Source organism: Candidatus Accumulibacter meliphilus, assembly GCF_036625345.1.
GTDB classification, from domain to species: domain Bacteria; phylum Pseudomonadota; class Gammaproteobacteria; order Burkholderiales; family Rhodocyclaceae; genus Accumulibacter; species Accumulibacter meliphilus.
Genome location: NZ_JAZKTZ010000006.1, coordinates 243522 through 261157, shown reverse-complemented (window position 1 = coordinate 261157; position 17636 = coordinate 243522). Strand labels below are relative to the sequence as shown.

The 17636-nt window shown below is 55.2% G+C and carries 8 protein-coding genes; all 8 read left to right on the top strand.

The features are described 5' to 3' along the window. The first annotated feature begins 44 nt into the window (after positions 1-44). The 8 genes from V5B40_RS14190 (at position 45) to V5B40_RS14155 (ending at position 17584) form a co-directional block, all read left to right on the top strand. Positions 45-767, top strand: coding sequence for a 6-hydroxymethylpterin diphosphokinase MptE-like protein (locus V5B40_RS14190; RefSeq protein ID WP_332355104.1), 723 nt, complete (start codon positions 45-47; stop codon positions 765-767). A gap of 86 nt (positions 768-853) precedes the next feature. Beyond that, on the top strand, positions 854-5398 hold the full coding sequence (locus V5B40_RS14185; RefSeq protein ID WP_332355103.1) for a 6-hydroxymethylpterin diphosphokinase MptE-like protein: 4545 nt from the start codon (positions 854-856) through the stop codon (positions 5396-5398). 37 nt (positions 5399-5435) lie between these two features. Further along, complete coding sequence (locus tag V5B40_RS14180) at positions 5436-6098, top strand: class I SAM-dependent methyltransferase (protein WP_332355102.1); 663 nt, start codon at positions 5436-5438, stop codon at positions 6096-6098. A 521-nt stretch (positions 6099-6619) separates the two neighbouring features. After that, positions 6620-7456 (top strand): FkbM family methyltransferase, encoded by an 837-nt coding sequence (locus V5B40_RS14175; protein WP_332355101.1) that lies wholly within the window; start codon positions 6620-6622, stop codon positions 7454-7456. A 233-nt stretch (positions 7457-7689) separates the two neighbouring features. Next, complete coding sequence (locus V5B40_RS14170) at positions 7690-10305, top strand: glycosyltransferase (protein ID WP_332355100.1); 2616 nt, start codon at positions 7690-7692, stop codon at positions 10303-10305. A gap of 163 nt (positions 10306-10468) precedes the next feature. Beyond that, complete coding sequence (locus V5B40_RS14165) at positions 10469-13597, top strand: glycosyltransferase (RefSeq protein ID WP_332355099.1); 3129 nt, start codon at positions 10469-10471, stop codon at positions 13595-13597. A gap of 150 nt (positions 13598-13747) precedes the next feature. Next, positions 13748-15235 (top strand): methyltransferase domain-containing protein, encoded by a 1488-nt coding sequence (locus V5B40_RS14160; protein WP_332355098.1) that lies wholly within the window; start codon positions 13748-13750, stop codon positions 15233-15235. Positions 15236-15295: 60 nt separating this feature from the next. Further along, positions 15296-17584: a glycosyltransferase family 2 protein gene (locus tag V5B40_RS14155; RefSeq protein WP_332355097.1), complete on the top strand. Its 2289-nt coding sequence runs from the start codon at positions 15296-15298 to the stop codon at positions 17582-17584. Positions 17585-17636: the final 52 nt, after the last annotated feature.

Sequence of the window (17636 nt, the reverse complement as noted above, 5' to 3'; positions counted from 1 at the left end):
GCATGGCTCTTTTCGATCGCCAGTGTTAATTTTAGAGGGAAGCAATGAAAGATCTTACACAACTATATTCGAATAGCGATTTGGGGCGCTGTTTTATTTTAGGCAACGGGCCATCGCTGAACAAGATTGATATTGAGCGATTGCGCTCGGAAGTCTCGTTCGGCGTCAATTCCATATTTCTGATGACACAAACTAACGGCTTTCGCCCAACTTACTACGTGGTCGAAGACAATCTAGTCTATACAGAAAACCAGGAAGCAATCGCTGCCTACGAGGGCGTGATAAAGATTCTTCCAAGACAGTATGCCGAAAAGCTGACCTGTCGCGACCACTGCTACGTTTTCGACATGGATACATCCTTCTACAACAGGAGCAAGCCGGATCGCTTCGGAGTTCCTCAGTTCAATATCACGAACATGCCACAATTCTATTGCGGCCAATCGGTAACGTACATAAACATGCAACTGGCTTATTACATGGGGTTTTCTGAAGTTATTCTGGTGGGAATGGACTTTTCCTATCAGAAGCCTCCGTCTCATCATCAGGACGGCAACCATATTCGCTCACACGGCGACGATCCGAATCACTTTCACAAAGATTACTTTGGGGCTGGAAAAACCTGGAAAGACCCGCGTTTAGGGCGAGTTCTGCGTAGCTACATGAGAGCAAAGTTCGAGTTCGAATCGGCCGGCCGAAAAATACTTAATGCGACTCCGGGCGGGGAGCTTGAACTGTTCCCTCGCGTCGAATTTAATTCGCTGTTCTGATCAAAATGAAAACTAGTATATTTACTCTCTACATGCGCCATGAGTTTGCAAAGGCGACGTGCTTCATAGAGCAAGTTCGGCCGTTGTTGAACGAGACTTTCACGCTCCATATTCTAATCAATGACCAAGACTGTAAAAACCTAAGGGCCTATGCGGCTTCGGTATCCTCCTATATTTCGGTCCACTGTGAAGGAATTAATTTTGGCGTTGCCGGAGGGCGCAATCTCCTGATTCGACGTGCCGTTGATGCTGGTGCAGAGTTTCTCATATCGTGTGATACCGACATTATCTATGATGCAGCCTATTTTGAGCGCCTTTCCAAGGGGTACGCAGACCTCGCAAAGCGTGATCCAAAGCTGGGTTTTATCCAACCCGTGTTGTTGGATGGGCGCGAGGTTCGGAGATTCTTTCCTGTTCTTGAGAAGGCGACAGATTGGAGTGGGCTTTCCGAGCAATTGAAACGGAGCAGCGATTGGCGTAACGACCTGTGGCAAGTAGTCAAAGAAAAACGAGGCCTTGAAAAGGCAATTTGGACCATTTATCATTCAGGCGTCAGCAACCTTTGGAAAGCACATTTTGGCCCACCGACAGGGCCGGAAATTTCCGCACCTTGGGATCGATTTGATTGGCTCGAAACCTACCGAACGACTCATCCTACCCTGCGCAGTGAGTTGCCAGTATTGACGCATGCGGTTGAATCCGGTGAGCCTATAAGGGTTGGATCATGTGCTGGAGGTGTTGTCGCCTTTCACGCCAAGGTAATCAAACAGATCGGCGAATATGCCGAAATATTCAATCCATTTGGCTACGAGGATTCAGAGATGGGCTTCCGCAGCATGATGGCGGGATGTCATAATTATCTTGTTACGAATGCTTTTGCTATACATGACATTTTTATGGGCGAGAGCAATCGCAGCTTGCTGTCGCACTCTAGAATTGGCCTGTTGCGGGGCGTTGAGGCGATGCATGTTGCGCTTAGTTCAGCCGAGTTGAACTACATTATTTCCCAAAGCGCGGTTTATTCTATCCGCGATCTCCTCAACTCATTTGGCGCCCAGGTTAAGAAGGGGGTCATGACTGTTGCTGAAGGCGAGAGGTTGATCGGCGGCCACCTGATGTCATACGCTTTCGATTTCATTCGCGGTGCTGTGCATACGGTTGCGAGTCGCCAGGACGTGTCAGCAGACAGTCCTTTGATGCAACTCTTGCGAGGATTTATTGAAGGAAATGGTGGCCTGTCTGATTTTTCCGTGCCGCTTGGTAGGGATGTGTGCTTGCTCGCCGGACAGATTACAAGTCGCAAGCGCTTGGATCGAACGGGGGCTGCAATCTACTCTGTGTTTGCTTCTAATTGTAGAGTCGTAGAATCGACAAAGACTGAGAAGCTCGAGTCTCGCTATTTTGACGCTTCTTTTGTTGCTACTCCAATTGGCGATCGACAATACAGCATAATTTTCGATGTGCAATCGAATGATATTTGTCTAAATTTTGAAAAGACGATCGAAGTTGCGGAGAAGAATAACATTTCTGAAGGCAGCATTCGCACACTTGAGCACCACTTCTATCGCAAGCAATACGAATTCGGGCGTTTTTCGGTTGAGGAGATCTATCCATCGCCAACAATTTACAAGTCTACTGGTTGGCTGCCAGTAGCTCAGAAATTTGTCTCGTCTGTCACAACGGCTGCCAAGTTCCCGGTTATCGTTTCGGCTGCTGATTCGCTGTTACGTTACCTCTCACTAAGTTCGAATCTATCGCCACTTTCGGTGGGAAATATTCCGCGGACTCCTGCTGTTCGAAAGAACAAGAAGAGAATTCTGGTTTTTTGTGATAGCCGTGGGCAACACAAGCCTGCCGGTGGTCAGTATCCAATCTTCGGAGAACGACTTGCAGCCGACGATGGACTCGATGTCGACCTGTTTTTGTGCCCAATGAAGTGGACGACGACCCTGGATTTCCTGGAGAATTTTGAGGAGGAAAAGCTTAAGAGCTACGATCACGTTATTCTATACACCGGGATTGTCGAGTGGTCTCCGCGACGCTGGAGTAGCGCCATGGCTGATCTTTACGACAATCCGATGACTTTGAACACCGAAAATCTCGAACTGAACACGCGCGACTATTCGAAGAAGATAGTAAATTGCAAGAAGAAGGTTTTCGACGAGGTGTTTGGTGAGGCAGAGATGGCGCGCCACTTCGATCGGCCTCTGGGCACGCTTTTTGAGGGAGAAAAGACGGCCAATATGTATAGTTTGGAGATGGCAGGGCGCTCGCTGCTTCCTCGGCTAAAAGCTATCCCCAATTTGATTTTTATTACCGCGAATCGATTTGTCGAGGGCTGGAGCGGTGACTACCGCCGTGAGCGACCCGCTAATATTTCTCTGGTACATGGCTTTTCGGAATTATTCAGCAAATCACTGACTACAGCAAAAGTCATTGATTTGCTTAAATGGTCTCAGGAGGAGGTCAAGGAGTACACGTGCGATAATTTGCATCTTACTCAGCGTGGTAGTGACTATATATACGAAAGAATAGTAGAGGTGATTGAGGTGAGTCGAATTAAAAATGCAGTAGGAGCACGTCCGGCAGTGGCACCAGGTGGACCGGTGGCGGTGAAAGCAAATGTTTTTTCCGGTATGCGCGCACTGGAGCGGATAACTACAAAGAAGAAGCCTGCTATCTTGACCTCTGTTACGTGCAAATCCTGTCTAGCAACGCTGATCATTGGCGTCCGACTCGACCCTGTTGATGAGATCCGAACGAACAACCTGCGTTTTCTTCTCGACTGGCTTGATTTTTACTACGGGGAGCTTTTCGATGTCTTGCTAATTGAACAAGACGTAACGACGCGCGTGGACCTGCCTAGTCTCGGCGCCAAGCGTTATGTGCGGCATGAGTTTATCTATAACCCCGATGAGTACAATCGTGGGTGGGGCTACAACGTCGCAGTCAGCCGCTTCTGCGAAAGTGTAGATGTCGTGGTCTTGATGGACACTGACGTTCTCACTGGTGCGAATTTTGTAAGTGAGGTCAAGGCTTGTTATTCAAAATATGACGCCATTTCCCCGTATCAGAATATCTATTACACCGACGAGAAGGAGTCCGCGCACGTAAGAAGCACAAGAACCATAAATTCCTTGTGCAATCCACAGAAAATCAAGAACCCAGTGACTATCTCTGGTGGTATTTTGATTATCAGGCGAGATGTTTTTGTCGCTTTAAAGGGTTTCGAACAATATGTGGGGTATAGCTGCGAGGATCGGGCGCTTGATGTCACGCTATACAATCACCTAGATCCTGCTCGAATTCGCGTCGCTAATGAAACTTACGTTCACCTGCATCATGCGTCCGACGCTAAAGGTCGTATTCGTTTCGATGAAATATACGGACATCTTCAGTCGAACTACCGCTGCAATTATGATCCGACACTCGGGCCCTACGACTTCATTCACAAGAACTGCAATCACCCATCGAGCTCTGAGACGTTGAGGTTGATGATTGAACGGGCCGATTCTTTCGGCGATCCAGATTTGTACAGAAAGCCCGTCAAACCGTCGGTCAATGGCATTGTGCCGCGCTCTGTTTTGCCAATCAAGACTGCAGACGTTACGTATCCGCCAGACTTTCAATCGCTGGACAGTTACGCCGTAAAAGAGATTTACGAAAGCGCTCCTCTCCCCGACTCTGAGGAAATCGGGATATTCTACAATGCGTTCAAGGGGAAAAGGTGTTTTATCATAGGAAATGGTCCTTCATTAAATAAGCATGATCTGTCTTTGTTGGAGGGCGAGTACACATTCGGAGTAAATTCGTTCTATTATAAAACTAGGGAGACTGGTTTTCGACCTTTCTTTTATGTCGTTGAAGATAGCTCGGTCATGAAGGAAAACATTGAGGAGATACGACAGTTCGATGCTCCGTTCAAATTTTTTCCAACCAACTATCGGAAACTTCACCCGAAACAGCCTAATACGTTCTTTTTTCGGATGAATCGGGGTTTCTATGAGAAGTCGTCGCCGAATTATGTGGTGCCACGTTTTTCCACAGACGCGACAGACGTGCTTTACTGTGGTCAGTCTGTGACTTATATTAATCTGCAGCTTGCATATTTTATGGGGTTTTCTGAGGTTTATCTTATCGGGATGGATTTTGGTTATGTAATACCGCAATCTCACAAGCGGACAGGGGATGTTCTTTTGTCGGATACTGACGACATGAATCATTTTCACAAGGATTACTTTGGCAAGGGGAAAACTTGGAAGGATCCAAAGCTGGATCGAGTTGCTCTAAATTACAAGATGGCCAAGTTGGTTTATGAGGCCACAGGCAGGAAGATATTTAACGCTACGGTTGGTGGCAGTCTCGAAATTTTCGAGCGTGTCAGCTACAGGGAGCTGCTTGGGGCCGAAGCGAGGGGCACCGCTGGGGCGGTGGACTTCCGCAGTGCGAACGACCTTTACCGCAAAGGTCGGTACGCGGACGCAGTTTCGGCTTATATTGACCTCGCGCGTGCGAATGATTCGATGTTCCTCTACAAACGCAGTGCGGTGGATGCTTACATGAAAGCCTGCGAAGCTCAACAAGCGTGTAGCGCTGACGATGTTGCATTTGTGCGTACTCTATTTGTATGAGGAAATTTGTTTCTCATTGGAAAAAGGATTTTAGTTCATGCTAGAAATTAAACGCCAAATCGAAGAGCTTAAACCGTGGTGGGAGGATGTATCTATTCGCGGAGTCAGCACCAAGTCCATAGACCATAAAGCGGGGCGGAACAAGGATTTGTTATTCAGCAAGCTATTCGACGTAAGACTTGGCAGAGAGTTTTTTCAAGGGAAGTCAGTTATTGACTTGGGATGTAACGCGGGTGGCTCGACAATTGAAATGCTTAGCAGAGGTGCATCGTTTGTTACGTGCGTCGAGGGAAGTGAACACTTCTTCCGACAACTTCGGTTTGTAATTAACAACACATCGAACTATCAACAGCAGACCAAACTCATCGCCTTTTCATTAGGGAATAAAACGGAAGCGCAACTAGATGACGTTCTGGGTAGCCACGATATTGGATTTTGTATCGGCCTCATTTACCACATGAAGCGAGCGGATGTTATTTCTCTGATGAGATACATGATGCGGAACACGGGGAGATGCATATTTTCCTCTCCCACAACAAGCGAAAATAGATCTACCGACTGGACGGTTGACTACGGAGGCATTGATATGTTGTTGGAAGATGCCGGGTTCAAAGACAAGGTGGTATTGCTTGATGCCAAAAAGGGTGAAGAAGATTGGTCGTGGATGACAAATACGTATTACTTTGAGGCATTACGATGAACAACTAATACAACGTTGCGGTGAGTCACCGTGATTTTTGGCAATTGCGGTCAATTGCGTTATTGGCAAGCATGCTTGGCGTTGGTGCTTCTCAGCTAGTTCCCGAATTTGCGTGCTTGATCCATAAGGATGTGTGTTCTTTTCTGGGTTGCATTACTTCTCTGCGCCTGACTACTATGGTCGCAACACAACGGTGCTCGGTTGCTTCATAGGTATGCCAAACAACAATGGCCGGAGCTCTGGGCCTCATGGAGCACCTGCGAGAGGCTCTAATCGTTTCGTGCGAAACGGACGACGCGCGCGCCCTAGACCGCGACGCGCAAGGGCTTTGGTCTAGTTGCGGTCTTTCGCGGCCAGCTTCCGATCATGTCCGGCGAGGAGAGTTTTCCCGTCCTCGGGGGCAGGGTCAGGGGTGGGGGCCCGCGAAGGGCTTGGCTTGAGCCGGGTCGTCATTTTACACGAAACGATGCAAACGTCGAAACTGTCCCCTAGCTAATGCGTTTCTAGTGGCGATGCCGTGGGTGAGCGCGATTTTTGGCGGATTTTTGAGCAGGTCGCAACAGGATGCCGCTTTGCTCGGGAGAGAAGTGCTTAAAATGAACTCAGAATTGCAACTGAACGACATTGTATTGTGTCAACTGGATCCCCGCGATTCACCGTGGTATGAGCAGCGCAAGGCATGCGAAGAGTCGGTTTCAAGCTTGTACCCGCTTATTCGTCAAGCGGGGTTTCGGAATTTTTGCGATGTGGGTGCAAATTATGGATTGGTGGGCTTGCTGGCAGCAAGGCAGGGCTTGCGGGTGATGTGTGTCGAGGCGGATCCAAGGCTTGTGCCTTGCGTTCGCAGAAATTTCCTTGCCAATAACCTTCAGTTTGCGGCTCTGGTGAATGCCATAGCGGGAGACGCGGCAAGCGATGAAACGACGTTCTCCCTGAATCCGACAAGTTCGCTTGACAATCGCGTCAGTATGCCGAGCTGGGAGCATGTGCGAGTACGAACTGTTCGGGTGGCGGATTTGATACTTGAGCACGGCTTCAATGAAGGTGGCGTGTTTCTCAAGATAGATACGCAAGGTTTTGAGGAAAAGGTGCTGCGCGGCTTGGAGCCATACATTGGAGTGCGTAGTGACTGGATGATCAAGATGGAGTTCGCTCCGCTTTGGCTTGAGTCGCAAGGCACGGATCCGGTGGTGCTTCTTGAGTCACTTTTGGAGCGGTTTGACGTAGCCGAGTTCCCAGAGAGAATCACCTTCAATACGCCGTCACTGGATGCATTTTTTTTATTTCCGGTAAGAGCGGACCAGGCCGAAGATTTTGTTCACTATGTGACGACACTAAATCGCGGCCGTCGTGGCTGAGTCGACCTTGTTGTAAGACCGAGGCATGAGGTTAAATGAGTTTCAAAATTGGTGGGAATTTTAACGGTTAGTGAAGCGATTAGGGTAGTTTGGGTGATGATACCTTGTTGAGGCGGCTTTGCGGGGAGCCGGATACGGCCAGCGAGCTTTTGCTTGATCTTTCAGCGCTGACCGCCGAAGACCAACAGGCTTGGCTGAGCTTTGTGGGTAGGGCGTGTGTGGAGATGGGTGTGGTGGCCGGTATCGGATCTTTCACCGGTCTGCCGCCGGCGACGAGGACAAACTTTGCCTATCTCACCGGTAGCGCGGCGTTGTCACGAAAGCTGCTGTTGAATGTGGCGAAGATTTACATTCAGCCGCGTGAAGCGCCGGCGCAGGTGGATGCTTACCTCTGCTGGAAGTGCTTGGTGACCAAGCGGGCTCGGGGTGTCATCGACGCAGGGCCATCGCTGCAACTCGCTTGCCATACTGTGACGTTGATCAGCTCGGTATTTCAGGGCGACGAGTATCTTGATGGTTTTTTGCAAAATGCAGCCATGCTGCACGGCTATGCCGACTGTGAGCATCTGCTGATCAGGGCAGCGTCGCCTGGCGACGAACATGCGAGGTTGGTGCGGCATGTGCGTGAACATCCAGGCGCGGTGTATCTCAACCTGGCGGACGACCCAGGCTTGTATGAGGTGTGGAATCTCGGGGTGCGTTTGTCGACGGCACGCTACATTTCCAATGCCAACCTGGATGATCGCCGTGCCCCGGAACATCTGGCGCAGCTGCTAGGCGTCCTGAAGTCGATGGCCGAGGTTGACGTGGCCAGTACGGCGCTGCGCATCTCGACCGAAAAAAATCTGGCTTGGGCTGATTCGGCGGATTGCCCGGTGTGGTTTGCCGATATGGGCGATCAGGTCTATGCCGTAAGCGGGCTTTTCAAGCAAGGACCAGATGGACTGACAGCACGTAATCTGCCGCATTGCATGCCGCTGTGGCGCAGATTGTTGCACGCGCGGGCTGGCGAATTCGACGAGAAGCGCTACGGCCCCTCTGCCGATTGGGCTTTCTGGTTGCGGGCCGGACGAGGTGGCACGCTGTTCCATTTCAGCAGCTCGCCGCTCGGCTTGTATCTACGCGATGAAGGTTCGTATTGGCGCCAGGATCCGACCAACCGCCGTTTCGATGAGCGCATTGCGGAGGATTTCGCGGACTTGGCGGTCAAGGGTGGGTCGCTCAATGCCCAAAAGCTGCGGCGACCGCTGAGTCAGGATATATCGCTCGCTTTGTCGCTGTTGCGTGAGGGGGCGTGTTTCGAGGGGATCGCCCGTTTGCTGAATGCTGTCGCCCCTGGGCCCTGGCAGTCCTGCAGCGACACGGCAAAAGTCTTGCTGAATGAAGTTGCCTTGCGCTTTCTGGGCTGTGGGGATCTCCAATCAACCGTGCATTGCCTGGCACAGACGGACGGCGCTGGTCTGCATAGTGATCGGGTTGTGCTCAGCGCCATGGTAGATATCGTTCATCAGTTTGATCCGACAAGCCTCGGTCCGCATGCAGCACGTGCTCGACGCACTCTGGAGCTGGCATGCGTTGATCTTTGCGAGTGCAGCGGCGAACCGGGTGGCTTGCTTCTGTTGGCTTTGCTGGCGCGTCGACATGGGGAGTTGGCTGCTGAACAGGCGCTGCTGCAGCAGGCGCACGACGCTGATCCCGGGAGCTTCTGGTCTGCAGTGCAGTCGGTCTATCGATATATTCGGCCGCTGCATGAACTGTGCGGCGCCGTATCGCGGATTTCCCCGGCAAATCACCTGGATCGACCAGCGGCCAGCTACCACGTGGTCTTTTATCCGCACTACACAGGCAATGCCTACCAGGACTTGCTGTACGCGCGGTTGCGCGAGGCCGGCGGTCAGGTGCGTGGTACATCGGACGAGGAGGAGTTTCTTTCGATGGCGCCGTTGGTGGGTCTTAGCAACATTCTGCATATCCACTGGATAAATCGCCTGTTTACTCCTATGGCTGGGAAAAGCCGAGAAGCCCTGAAGTGCGGCGCGGAGGATTTTCTGGCGCGGCTCGCGCGGCAGAGGCAACGCGGTTTCGTGCTCTACTGGACGATCCACAACCAGATCAGCCATGAATCCTGCGACGCGGCGGCTGAGATAGCTTTCCGGCAGGCCTTGTACCGTCTGTCTGACCGCGTTTTCGTGCATCATCCGCTGGTCGCAAGCCTGCTGGACTGGTTGCCGGATCAGCACAAGCTGTGCTTGTGCGAGCACGGTAGCTATGGTGTCGCCGCTGCCAGCCAAGTTGCCCGCAGTACGGCCCGCCAGTCACTAGGCTTGGGGCAGGACGACTTTGTGCTGACGCACGTCGGTCGGATTCGCGATTACAAGGGCTTGGGCGAGTACTTGCCCGTGCTGTTGGATCAGCTGACAACAGTGCCGCGCATGAAGCTGGTGATTGCTGGGCGGGTTGATTCGCCGGGCGTCAGGCAGTGGTTGCAGGAAAATCGCCATCCGCGCGTCATCGTTCGTGACGGTTTCTTGAGCGACGAGGAACTGACCGCGTGCATGCGCGCGGCAGATATTGGCTTCTTGTCGTACAGCGCGATTCTGACGTCGGGTACCTTGTTTCACTGGTTCACTTGCGGCCGTCCGGTTCTGGCGCCCGCTTGCGGGACGATTCCGGCGTATGTGCTTGAAGGCTGGAACGGCTTCTCCTATCGTGACCAGGAATCGCTGGAAGCTGTGCTGGCGCATTGTGCGAAGCTGCCGGGGGAAGAATTGGCGCGGCTGGCGTATAACGCGCAGACCACGGCGGCACAACTCGAGTGGGGGATGTGGAATGTCGGCGCGAGATCTTAGGCGGGTAGTTGCGCCTGCTTCGACCGAGGCGGATCTTGATTTCTGTCCAGATTGGTACTTGCATACCTATCCCGATGTCGCCGCGGCTGGAATTGATCCGCTTCAGCACTACCTCAGCCATGGTCGCCGCGAGGGGCGATTGCCGAGGGAGAACCGAGCCTGCTTGCTCGAAGCGAAGCTGTGGGGTGGTTTTTCGCAGTGGGCTCGTGAGGCGCTGGAGAGGCTGTTGGTCGACGATGGCGCGCGCCCCGAGGAGCGCGCCTATGCGGCCTGGGTGCTGGCCGGTTGGCTGGCATTTCAGGATGGGAATTGGTGCAGGGCGGCAAGCCTTGCTGCGCAGTCCCATGCGGCGAACTGCCCGAGCCCGGCCGGACCGGTCTTGTTGGAAGGCGATGCTTTGCGCCGTGAGGGGCGCTTGATTGATGCCCGGCGAGTGCTGAGGCTTGCCTTGACGCAGCGACCCAACACGCCTGACCTGTATTTGGCCTATGCCAACACCTGGTTCGATGAGCCAGCTGGGCGTCGCCTGGAATGGATCAATCGGGCCTTGTTGCTGGGGGGGGTGGCAGCAATCAGGCTTCGAGACCTTGGGCAGGCGCTGTCGCTCGATAACCTTACGCTTGCGCCCGTTCCCGCAATCGAGACTGGGTCCCAGCCGAAGGTGAGTGTCATCGTTCCACTCTGCAACGCCGTCGCAACCGTGACGACCGCATTGGAGAGTGTCCTGCAGCAGACCTGGCGCAAGCTCGAAGTGCTGGTGGTGGACGACTGCAGTACCGATGGCAGCGTCGAGTTGGTGCGTGAGCTGGCGAGGCATGATGAGCGCGTGATCCTGCTGCAACATGGCGCCAACCAGGGCGCCTATGCCGCGCGCAACACCGGGCTGGCACATGCCTCGGGAGCTTTTGTTACCACGCACGACGCAGACGATTGGTCGCACCCCGAGAAGCTGGCCTTGCAGGTAACGGCCGTGCTCGCTTCGCCAGCCTGTCAGGCCTCGGTTTCCAACTGGGTGCGTTGTAGTTCCGCGCTTGTCTTCTCACAACAACATCCGCGTCTGCAGGCGCAGTGGGTACACTGCAATATTTCCTCGCTGATGGTTCGTCGTGAGGCGGTGGACGTCCTGGGTTATTGGGATGCCGTTACGGTGGGTGCAGACGCCGAATTCTACTATCGCATCCTGAGCATTTATGGGGGGCGGGCGATCAGGGAAGTCCTACCCGGCGTGCCTTTGTCGTTTGGGCGGCATCACCCGCATTCACTGACCCAGCGATCGGAAACGCACGCCCGCAGCTTGTATTACGGATTGCGGCGGGAGTACCAGGAGTCGTTCGAATCCTGGCACCGGCAAATACGGCGGGCAGGCTTTTCTCCCTTGCCTGCGCAAGCGCTGAAGCGCCCTTTTCCGGCGCCAGAAACGATGTTGCGTCAGCCGCCTGCCAACGAGTTCGCGCGATTGCTGGTGGCTGATTTCTCGACCGATTCGCCCCAGGCCGCGAAGATCGAGGATTGCCTGCGCCAGTTGTCGGAGCTTGCTGGCCAACTTGCCGTTTTCCATCTTGCGGACGTTACCCGACCGACCTTGGGTCGGGTCAGCGAAGCTGTGCGGACTTTGCTGAGAGAGCGTAGGGTGCTTACGGTCTTGCCAGGCCAGACGGTGCGTTGTTCGAGACTGTTTCTCTGGGCGCATTCCGGGCTTGCGTTGCCGCTGGACGATGCGCCGTCGGTGGAGGTGCTCGATCATGCCTGGCTGCTTGGCGAGCAATCCGAGCCACGGGAGCCTCCAGTCTTGCCAGTCTGGATCAGTTGCGCTGGCAGGGTTCAACGACGCGTCGGCGGGCTGCCGAAGCCGCCCCTTGGGTGGCGGGTACTGGATTCCGGATTGTTCGATTCCGACTGGTACCTGCTGCGTTACCCGGATTTGGCTGACAAGGGAGTGGATGGCCTGTGGCATTTTCTCGCCCACGGCATGCATGAAGATCGTGATCCGGGACCGGGCTTCAGCAGTAGTGGCTATCGGGCACGCCATCTCCCGTGTGCTGCCAAGGCAACGAAGGGCGCGGGAACGGCTTCTGCGATCAGTGCGCTGATCGACTACCTCGAGCGTGGCGGAGAGGAGGGCCTGGAGCCTCTACCGACGTTTGTCGGGGCGCTGACCCGGCGCGCCAATGCTCCCACGGTTCTGGTGTGCGCACATCTGGCGGGACCACAGTTGTTTGGTGCCGAGATTTCTTTCCTCGATGTTCTGGACGGACTCAATCAGCTGGGGATGAACGTGTTGGTCTCTCTCCCCGGCGTGCACCATCTGGGTTATTTCGCTGAGATCAGGCAGCGCGCGACTGCCATCGCGGTGCTTCCATACGGTTGGTGGAAGCTGGGCGTGGCGCCGTGTGCGGCGACCTTGATGAATTTTCAGCGCCTGATGCGAACTCATGAGGTGGACCTCGTCTACCTGAATACGCTGGTGCACGATGAGCCGCTATTGGCGGCAAGAAGCTTGCAGCTGCCGGCGGCAGTTCACGTCCGCGAAGTGCCGGAGAGTGACCCAGCTCTCTGCTGCGTTCTTGGGGCCAGCGCGGAGCAAATCCGCCAGCGACTGCTGACGCATGCGGACGGCTTGATTGCCAACTCGCGGAGGGTGTTGCGGTACCTGCAGGGTGAGAGTGAAGACACGGCCAGGCTGCCGATGCATGTGGTGCCAAACATCGTGCATTGCTCCCGCTTCGACTTGCCGTTCCCAGCGCAGAATGATGGCTTCAATGTGGCTATGATCAGCAGCAATGAGGCCAAGAAGGGCGTGGCCGACTTCGTCGAAGTGGCACGGCAGCTGGCCACGCTCGCGCCCGGAATACGCTGCTTGTTGATTGGCCCGGAGACGCCAGTGATCGCTGCCTTGAGAGCGCAGCAGCTCGAAGGCGTACTAAGCGGCAACCTGATGTTCGCTGGCTACGCCGCCACGCCGCAGGCGGCGCTGGCTGAGGCGCATGTCGTGCTCAGCCTTTCAAGCGTCGAGGAGTCGTTTGGCCGCACTGTGCTGGAAGCGATGGCCGCCCGGCGGCCGGTAGTTTGTTACAATCGCGGCGCTTTGTCGGAACTGGTGGTGGAGGGCAAGACCGGCTTCCTGGTGGCACCGGGCGACGTGACGACGGTGGCCGCGCGGGTGCAGTTGCTGTTTCAGGATCCGCAGCTATGGCGACGCATGGGCGAGGCTGCGCGGACTCATGCCGCGAGGAACTATGACGCAGCCGCTTTGAAAGCGGCGCTTGGCGGCGCCTTGGCGCGGTTTTTGTGAACTTCTCGTCAGCTAGCTTCGTCGTGCCTCTGCGCCATCCGGCGGGCTGAAGACGGCATCGCAAGCCCACTTTTTGGGCGCCTCCTGGCCCCGTGCGCGTCGCCGGCTGGGCCGCAGCTCTGGATGAATCAAGCAATAGGAAATAGGTGAATGACGCAGTATCAAAGCTTTCCGGGCGTAAATGGGGCTTCAGAGTCTTTCGCCAAGCTCAAGGCGTTGCGCCTGCCTTCGTTTCAGGGCAAGCGTTTCCTCGATGTCGGCTGTAATGAAGGCTTCTTTTGTGGCTATGCCCGCTTTGATGGCGCATCGGAGGCTATCGGAATTGATAAATCCAGGGTTGCCGTCAGCCGAGCACAGGTCAGGTTTCCGGACTGCCGCTTCTTTGCGCAGTCTTGGCAGCAGTTGCCGGACGGCAGGTTTGACGTCATCCTGCTCGCTTCCGCACTCCACTATGCGGAGGATCAGGCGGCTCTGATTCATCGCTTGATGGAGTCCTTGTCCGACAATGGCACACTGGTGCTGGAGATGGGCATTGCTCCCTCGGGCAAGAGTGAATGGGTTTCGGTCAAGAGGAGCATCGACGAGCGCCTGTTTCCCAGCCGTGGCAAGCTCGCCGAAATCCTTGCGGAGTATGCCTGGAAGATCGTCGGCTACAGCGTTCAACAGGCGGGCGACCCCTTGTCGCGTTACGTCGTCCATGTGCGCCGCCAGCGGCCCTTTGTGTTCCTGCTTCTCGAATCACCCGGCTCGGGCAAGACGACGCTCTGTCGGACTCTTTTTGCGAAAGCGAAAGTACCTGTAGTGTCCGGCGACCTTACCTACCGGAAGCTTTCAGATCGCCAGATCCCCGCGTCAGAGGCCTTGGCATCGATCATATGTGAGGACTTTTCACCGCAGTATGACCGGGTAGCGGACAAGGTGTTTGCGCAGGGCCTGGCGGGCGACCTGGTTGAAGTATGGTGCCGTCAGGGTGGCGGCGGCGAGTTTGCGCTTGACTCCTACGTTCCGGAAAAATATCAGCAGGAGGTGAAGGCTGCTTTCGACGAGAGAGGCTACGTACCGGTAGTGCTCAACTGGGAAATGGAAAAAAGTATGTCTGGCCCTGGCGACGCCGCCAAGAAGGCGAGCAGGTATGCAGAATCGCTGCTTGACCTGACGGCCAGCCAAGCGACGGTCGCGGCCTTTCAGGTCAAGAGAGTGAGCTCACCGGCTCTGGCTCAGTTTTTTTCCGGCTGGCATCTGGACCAGCCGGTCAATGGTCAAGTTCTTACCGAACATGAAGGATTCACCGTGTCCGGCTGGGCATTGCCAAGCGACCTGAATGTCGAGGGGGTTCGGTGCTACGTTCGCTTGAAGGGTGTTACGCAGGTATTCAAGCTCGAGAAGCGGCGGGAAGATGTCGTCAAGCTGCGCCTGAAGGATCAGCCTGCGGTTCCCGAGACGCTGGCTTATTGTGGATTTCAGTTCGCTGGATTGAGAAAAGACGAGCTGCCAGCGGGGATGGAATTCGGATTTATCGTCAACGGAGAAGAGATGCCGGCCGCTCGCCTCGGGATCTCGCAATGCACGCCCGGCAAGCCGTCTTTGAGTCGGAAATTTTTGGCAGGAGTCGGGGCAAGGCTGTGGCGTCGACGCTGATAGCGGTGCCATGACGATACCCGTAGCGGCACCGCACTCGTCTTCGCAGGCTGTCGCTTAATGTGGCGCAAATTCATGCCCGGCCACTCGCCGTCGCCGAAGCCTTTGCGCAGGGTGACCCTGAAAGCACAGGGCTTGGCCGATATTGGCCATGTGGACGGCACGGGAACCTGGCTGGTGACGGGACCGGAGCCGCGATTGGAATTGCTGCCGGAGAGCGGGCACTACCTCAGCGGCTGGGTGTTGTTAAGAGGCGAACTTCATCGCCGCGGTATGGACTTCACGACGGCACTGCTTGCCGAAGTTGCCGGTCCCTTCACAACCTGGGTCGAGTACCACATTCCGGTATCGCTCAAGGGCACGATTCTTGAACTCCTTTATTTTCAGCCGGGTGTGGTACGGCTGGAGTTTCAGCCCATGGGGGGGGCCGGAAGTTTTGAACTGCTGAACCTCTCCCTGCAAAAGGTCAATGCCGCCGGGGTAGCGCTGCGACGAGCGCAGCGAGTACGGCACATTTTCCTCACCAAGCCACGCAGTCAGCGTGAAAAAATGGGTCTGCACTGGCATACGCCACTCCTCGGTTTGCGGAAATCGTATGAGCTTGCAGGTCGTCTGAGGGGCTACTATCCCACCCTGAACTATGCTCAATGGCTGGAGCGCGTTGATGCTCTGACCGGCGATGACCGCCGACGTATGCTTCGGCACTCAAAGCAGTGGCGGAAACGGCCAGCTTTCGGGCTGCTGGTTTTCGCCGGGGTGGCAGAGATTGATCAACTGAAGCTCACTTTGAGCTCGCTGCAGAGTCAGCTCTATCTCCACGTGCGTGTGCTGGTGCTGGCACCGGAAAACGAGCTGACAGACATGCGGGAAGCACTCTCGATCGGCCCCGAGTGGCTCAGTGTGCACTCGCTGCAAAGCTTGCAGCGTGCCGACGAGAGTTCTGTTTCTGGGCTCGGCGAACACGACTGGTGGATGACGCTCCCAGCCGGGGCAGTCCTTGGCGAGCACGCCTTGTATTGGTACGCAAGCACGGCCTTGTCATCGCCGCAGAGCAGGCTGCTTTACTCGGATCATGACCATCTGGATGCTGACGGTTGTCGCGTTGACCCGGAGTTCAAACCGGATTGGTCGCTCGAACTGCTGCGATCGTCGAATTATCTTCAGTCGGCGGTCGCGCTACGCGCGGATCTGGTGGCAGAAGTGTCGTCCGTAGCGCTCGATAGTGTTGCCATGGCTCTCGCGAATGGTATGGCGGGGGAAGGTTTGCATGCTTATCTCCTGCGCGCGACAGAGCGAATGCCTTCTGCGGCGATACAACACATAACGGCCGTATTGCTGCACTTGCCAAAGCCGGCAGGCGACGAGTCTGTTGGTGATGAAGCGCTGCTGATTAAGCCGGTGGCTGAGCACTTGTCGCGTTTGGGAGTCGACGCGGAGACCACGCTGTCGAAACACCGCTATTGCCGGGTGCGTTACAAGTTGCCGGCGCTTGGCCCATTGGTCACCATCATCATTCCGACGCGCGACGAGTTGCACCATTTGCATGCCTGCGTCGAGAGCGTGTTGTCCAGGAGTACCTATCGAAATTTCGAACTGCTGGTGGTCGATAACCAGAGTAGCGATGCGGAGACCCTGCAGTATCTGAGGGCACTGGAAGGGCGTTCTCAGGTCCGCGTCTTGCGCTATCCACAGGTCTTCAACTTTTCGGCGATCAACAATTTCGCTACTGCAAACGCCGGCGGTGAGGTGCTCTGCTTGCTCAACAACGATACCGAAGTCATCACTCCGGACTGGCTTGAGGAAATGCTCGGCCATCTGATCCAGGCGGATGTGGGCGTGGTCGGTGCCAAGCTTTATTTCGGCGATGGTCGGGTGCAGCACGCGGGTGACACCGTCGGTCCGGGTGGCCTGGCCCATCATCTGCATTCCTTCCTGGCGCACGACGCGCCGGGCTATTGCGGTCGGGCTGTGCAGGCACAAGACCTGTCAGCGGTCACCGGAGCGTGCCTGTTGACCTGGAAAAAGCTCTATCAGGATCTCGGGGGGCTGGATGCCGTCAACCTGCCCGTGGCATTCAACGATGTTGATTATTGCTTGCGCGTTCGCGACGCGAAGCGCCGCGTGGTATGGACGCCCTATGCCGAGTTATATCACCACGAGTCGGTTTCCCGGGGCAAGGAGGACAGCCCGGAAAAAATCAGGCGTGCGCGGCGAGAAGTGCAATACATGCGCAAGCGTTGGCAGGGCATTCTCCATCATGACCCGTTCTACAATCCGAACCTGAGCTACGAGCGGCCGGATTTCTCCTTGAGCCATTCGCCAGCAGTCAGCAAGCCGTGGTTGCCTTAAAGGTGCCGCCTGCCGATTCTCGGGCATCGGTGCTGAACATCGCCTTTCTGGC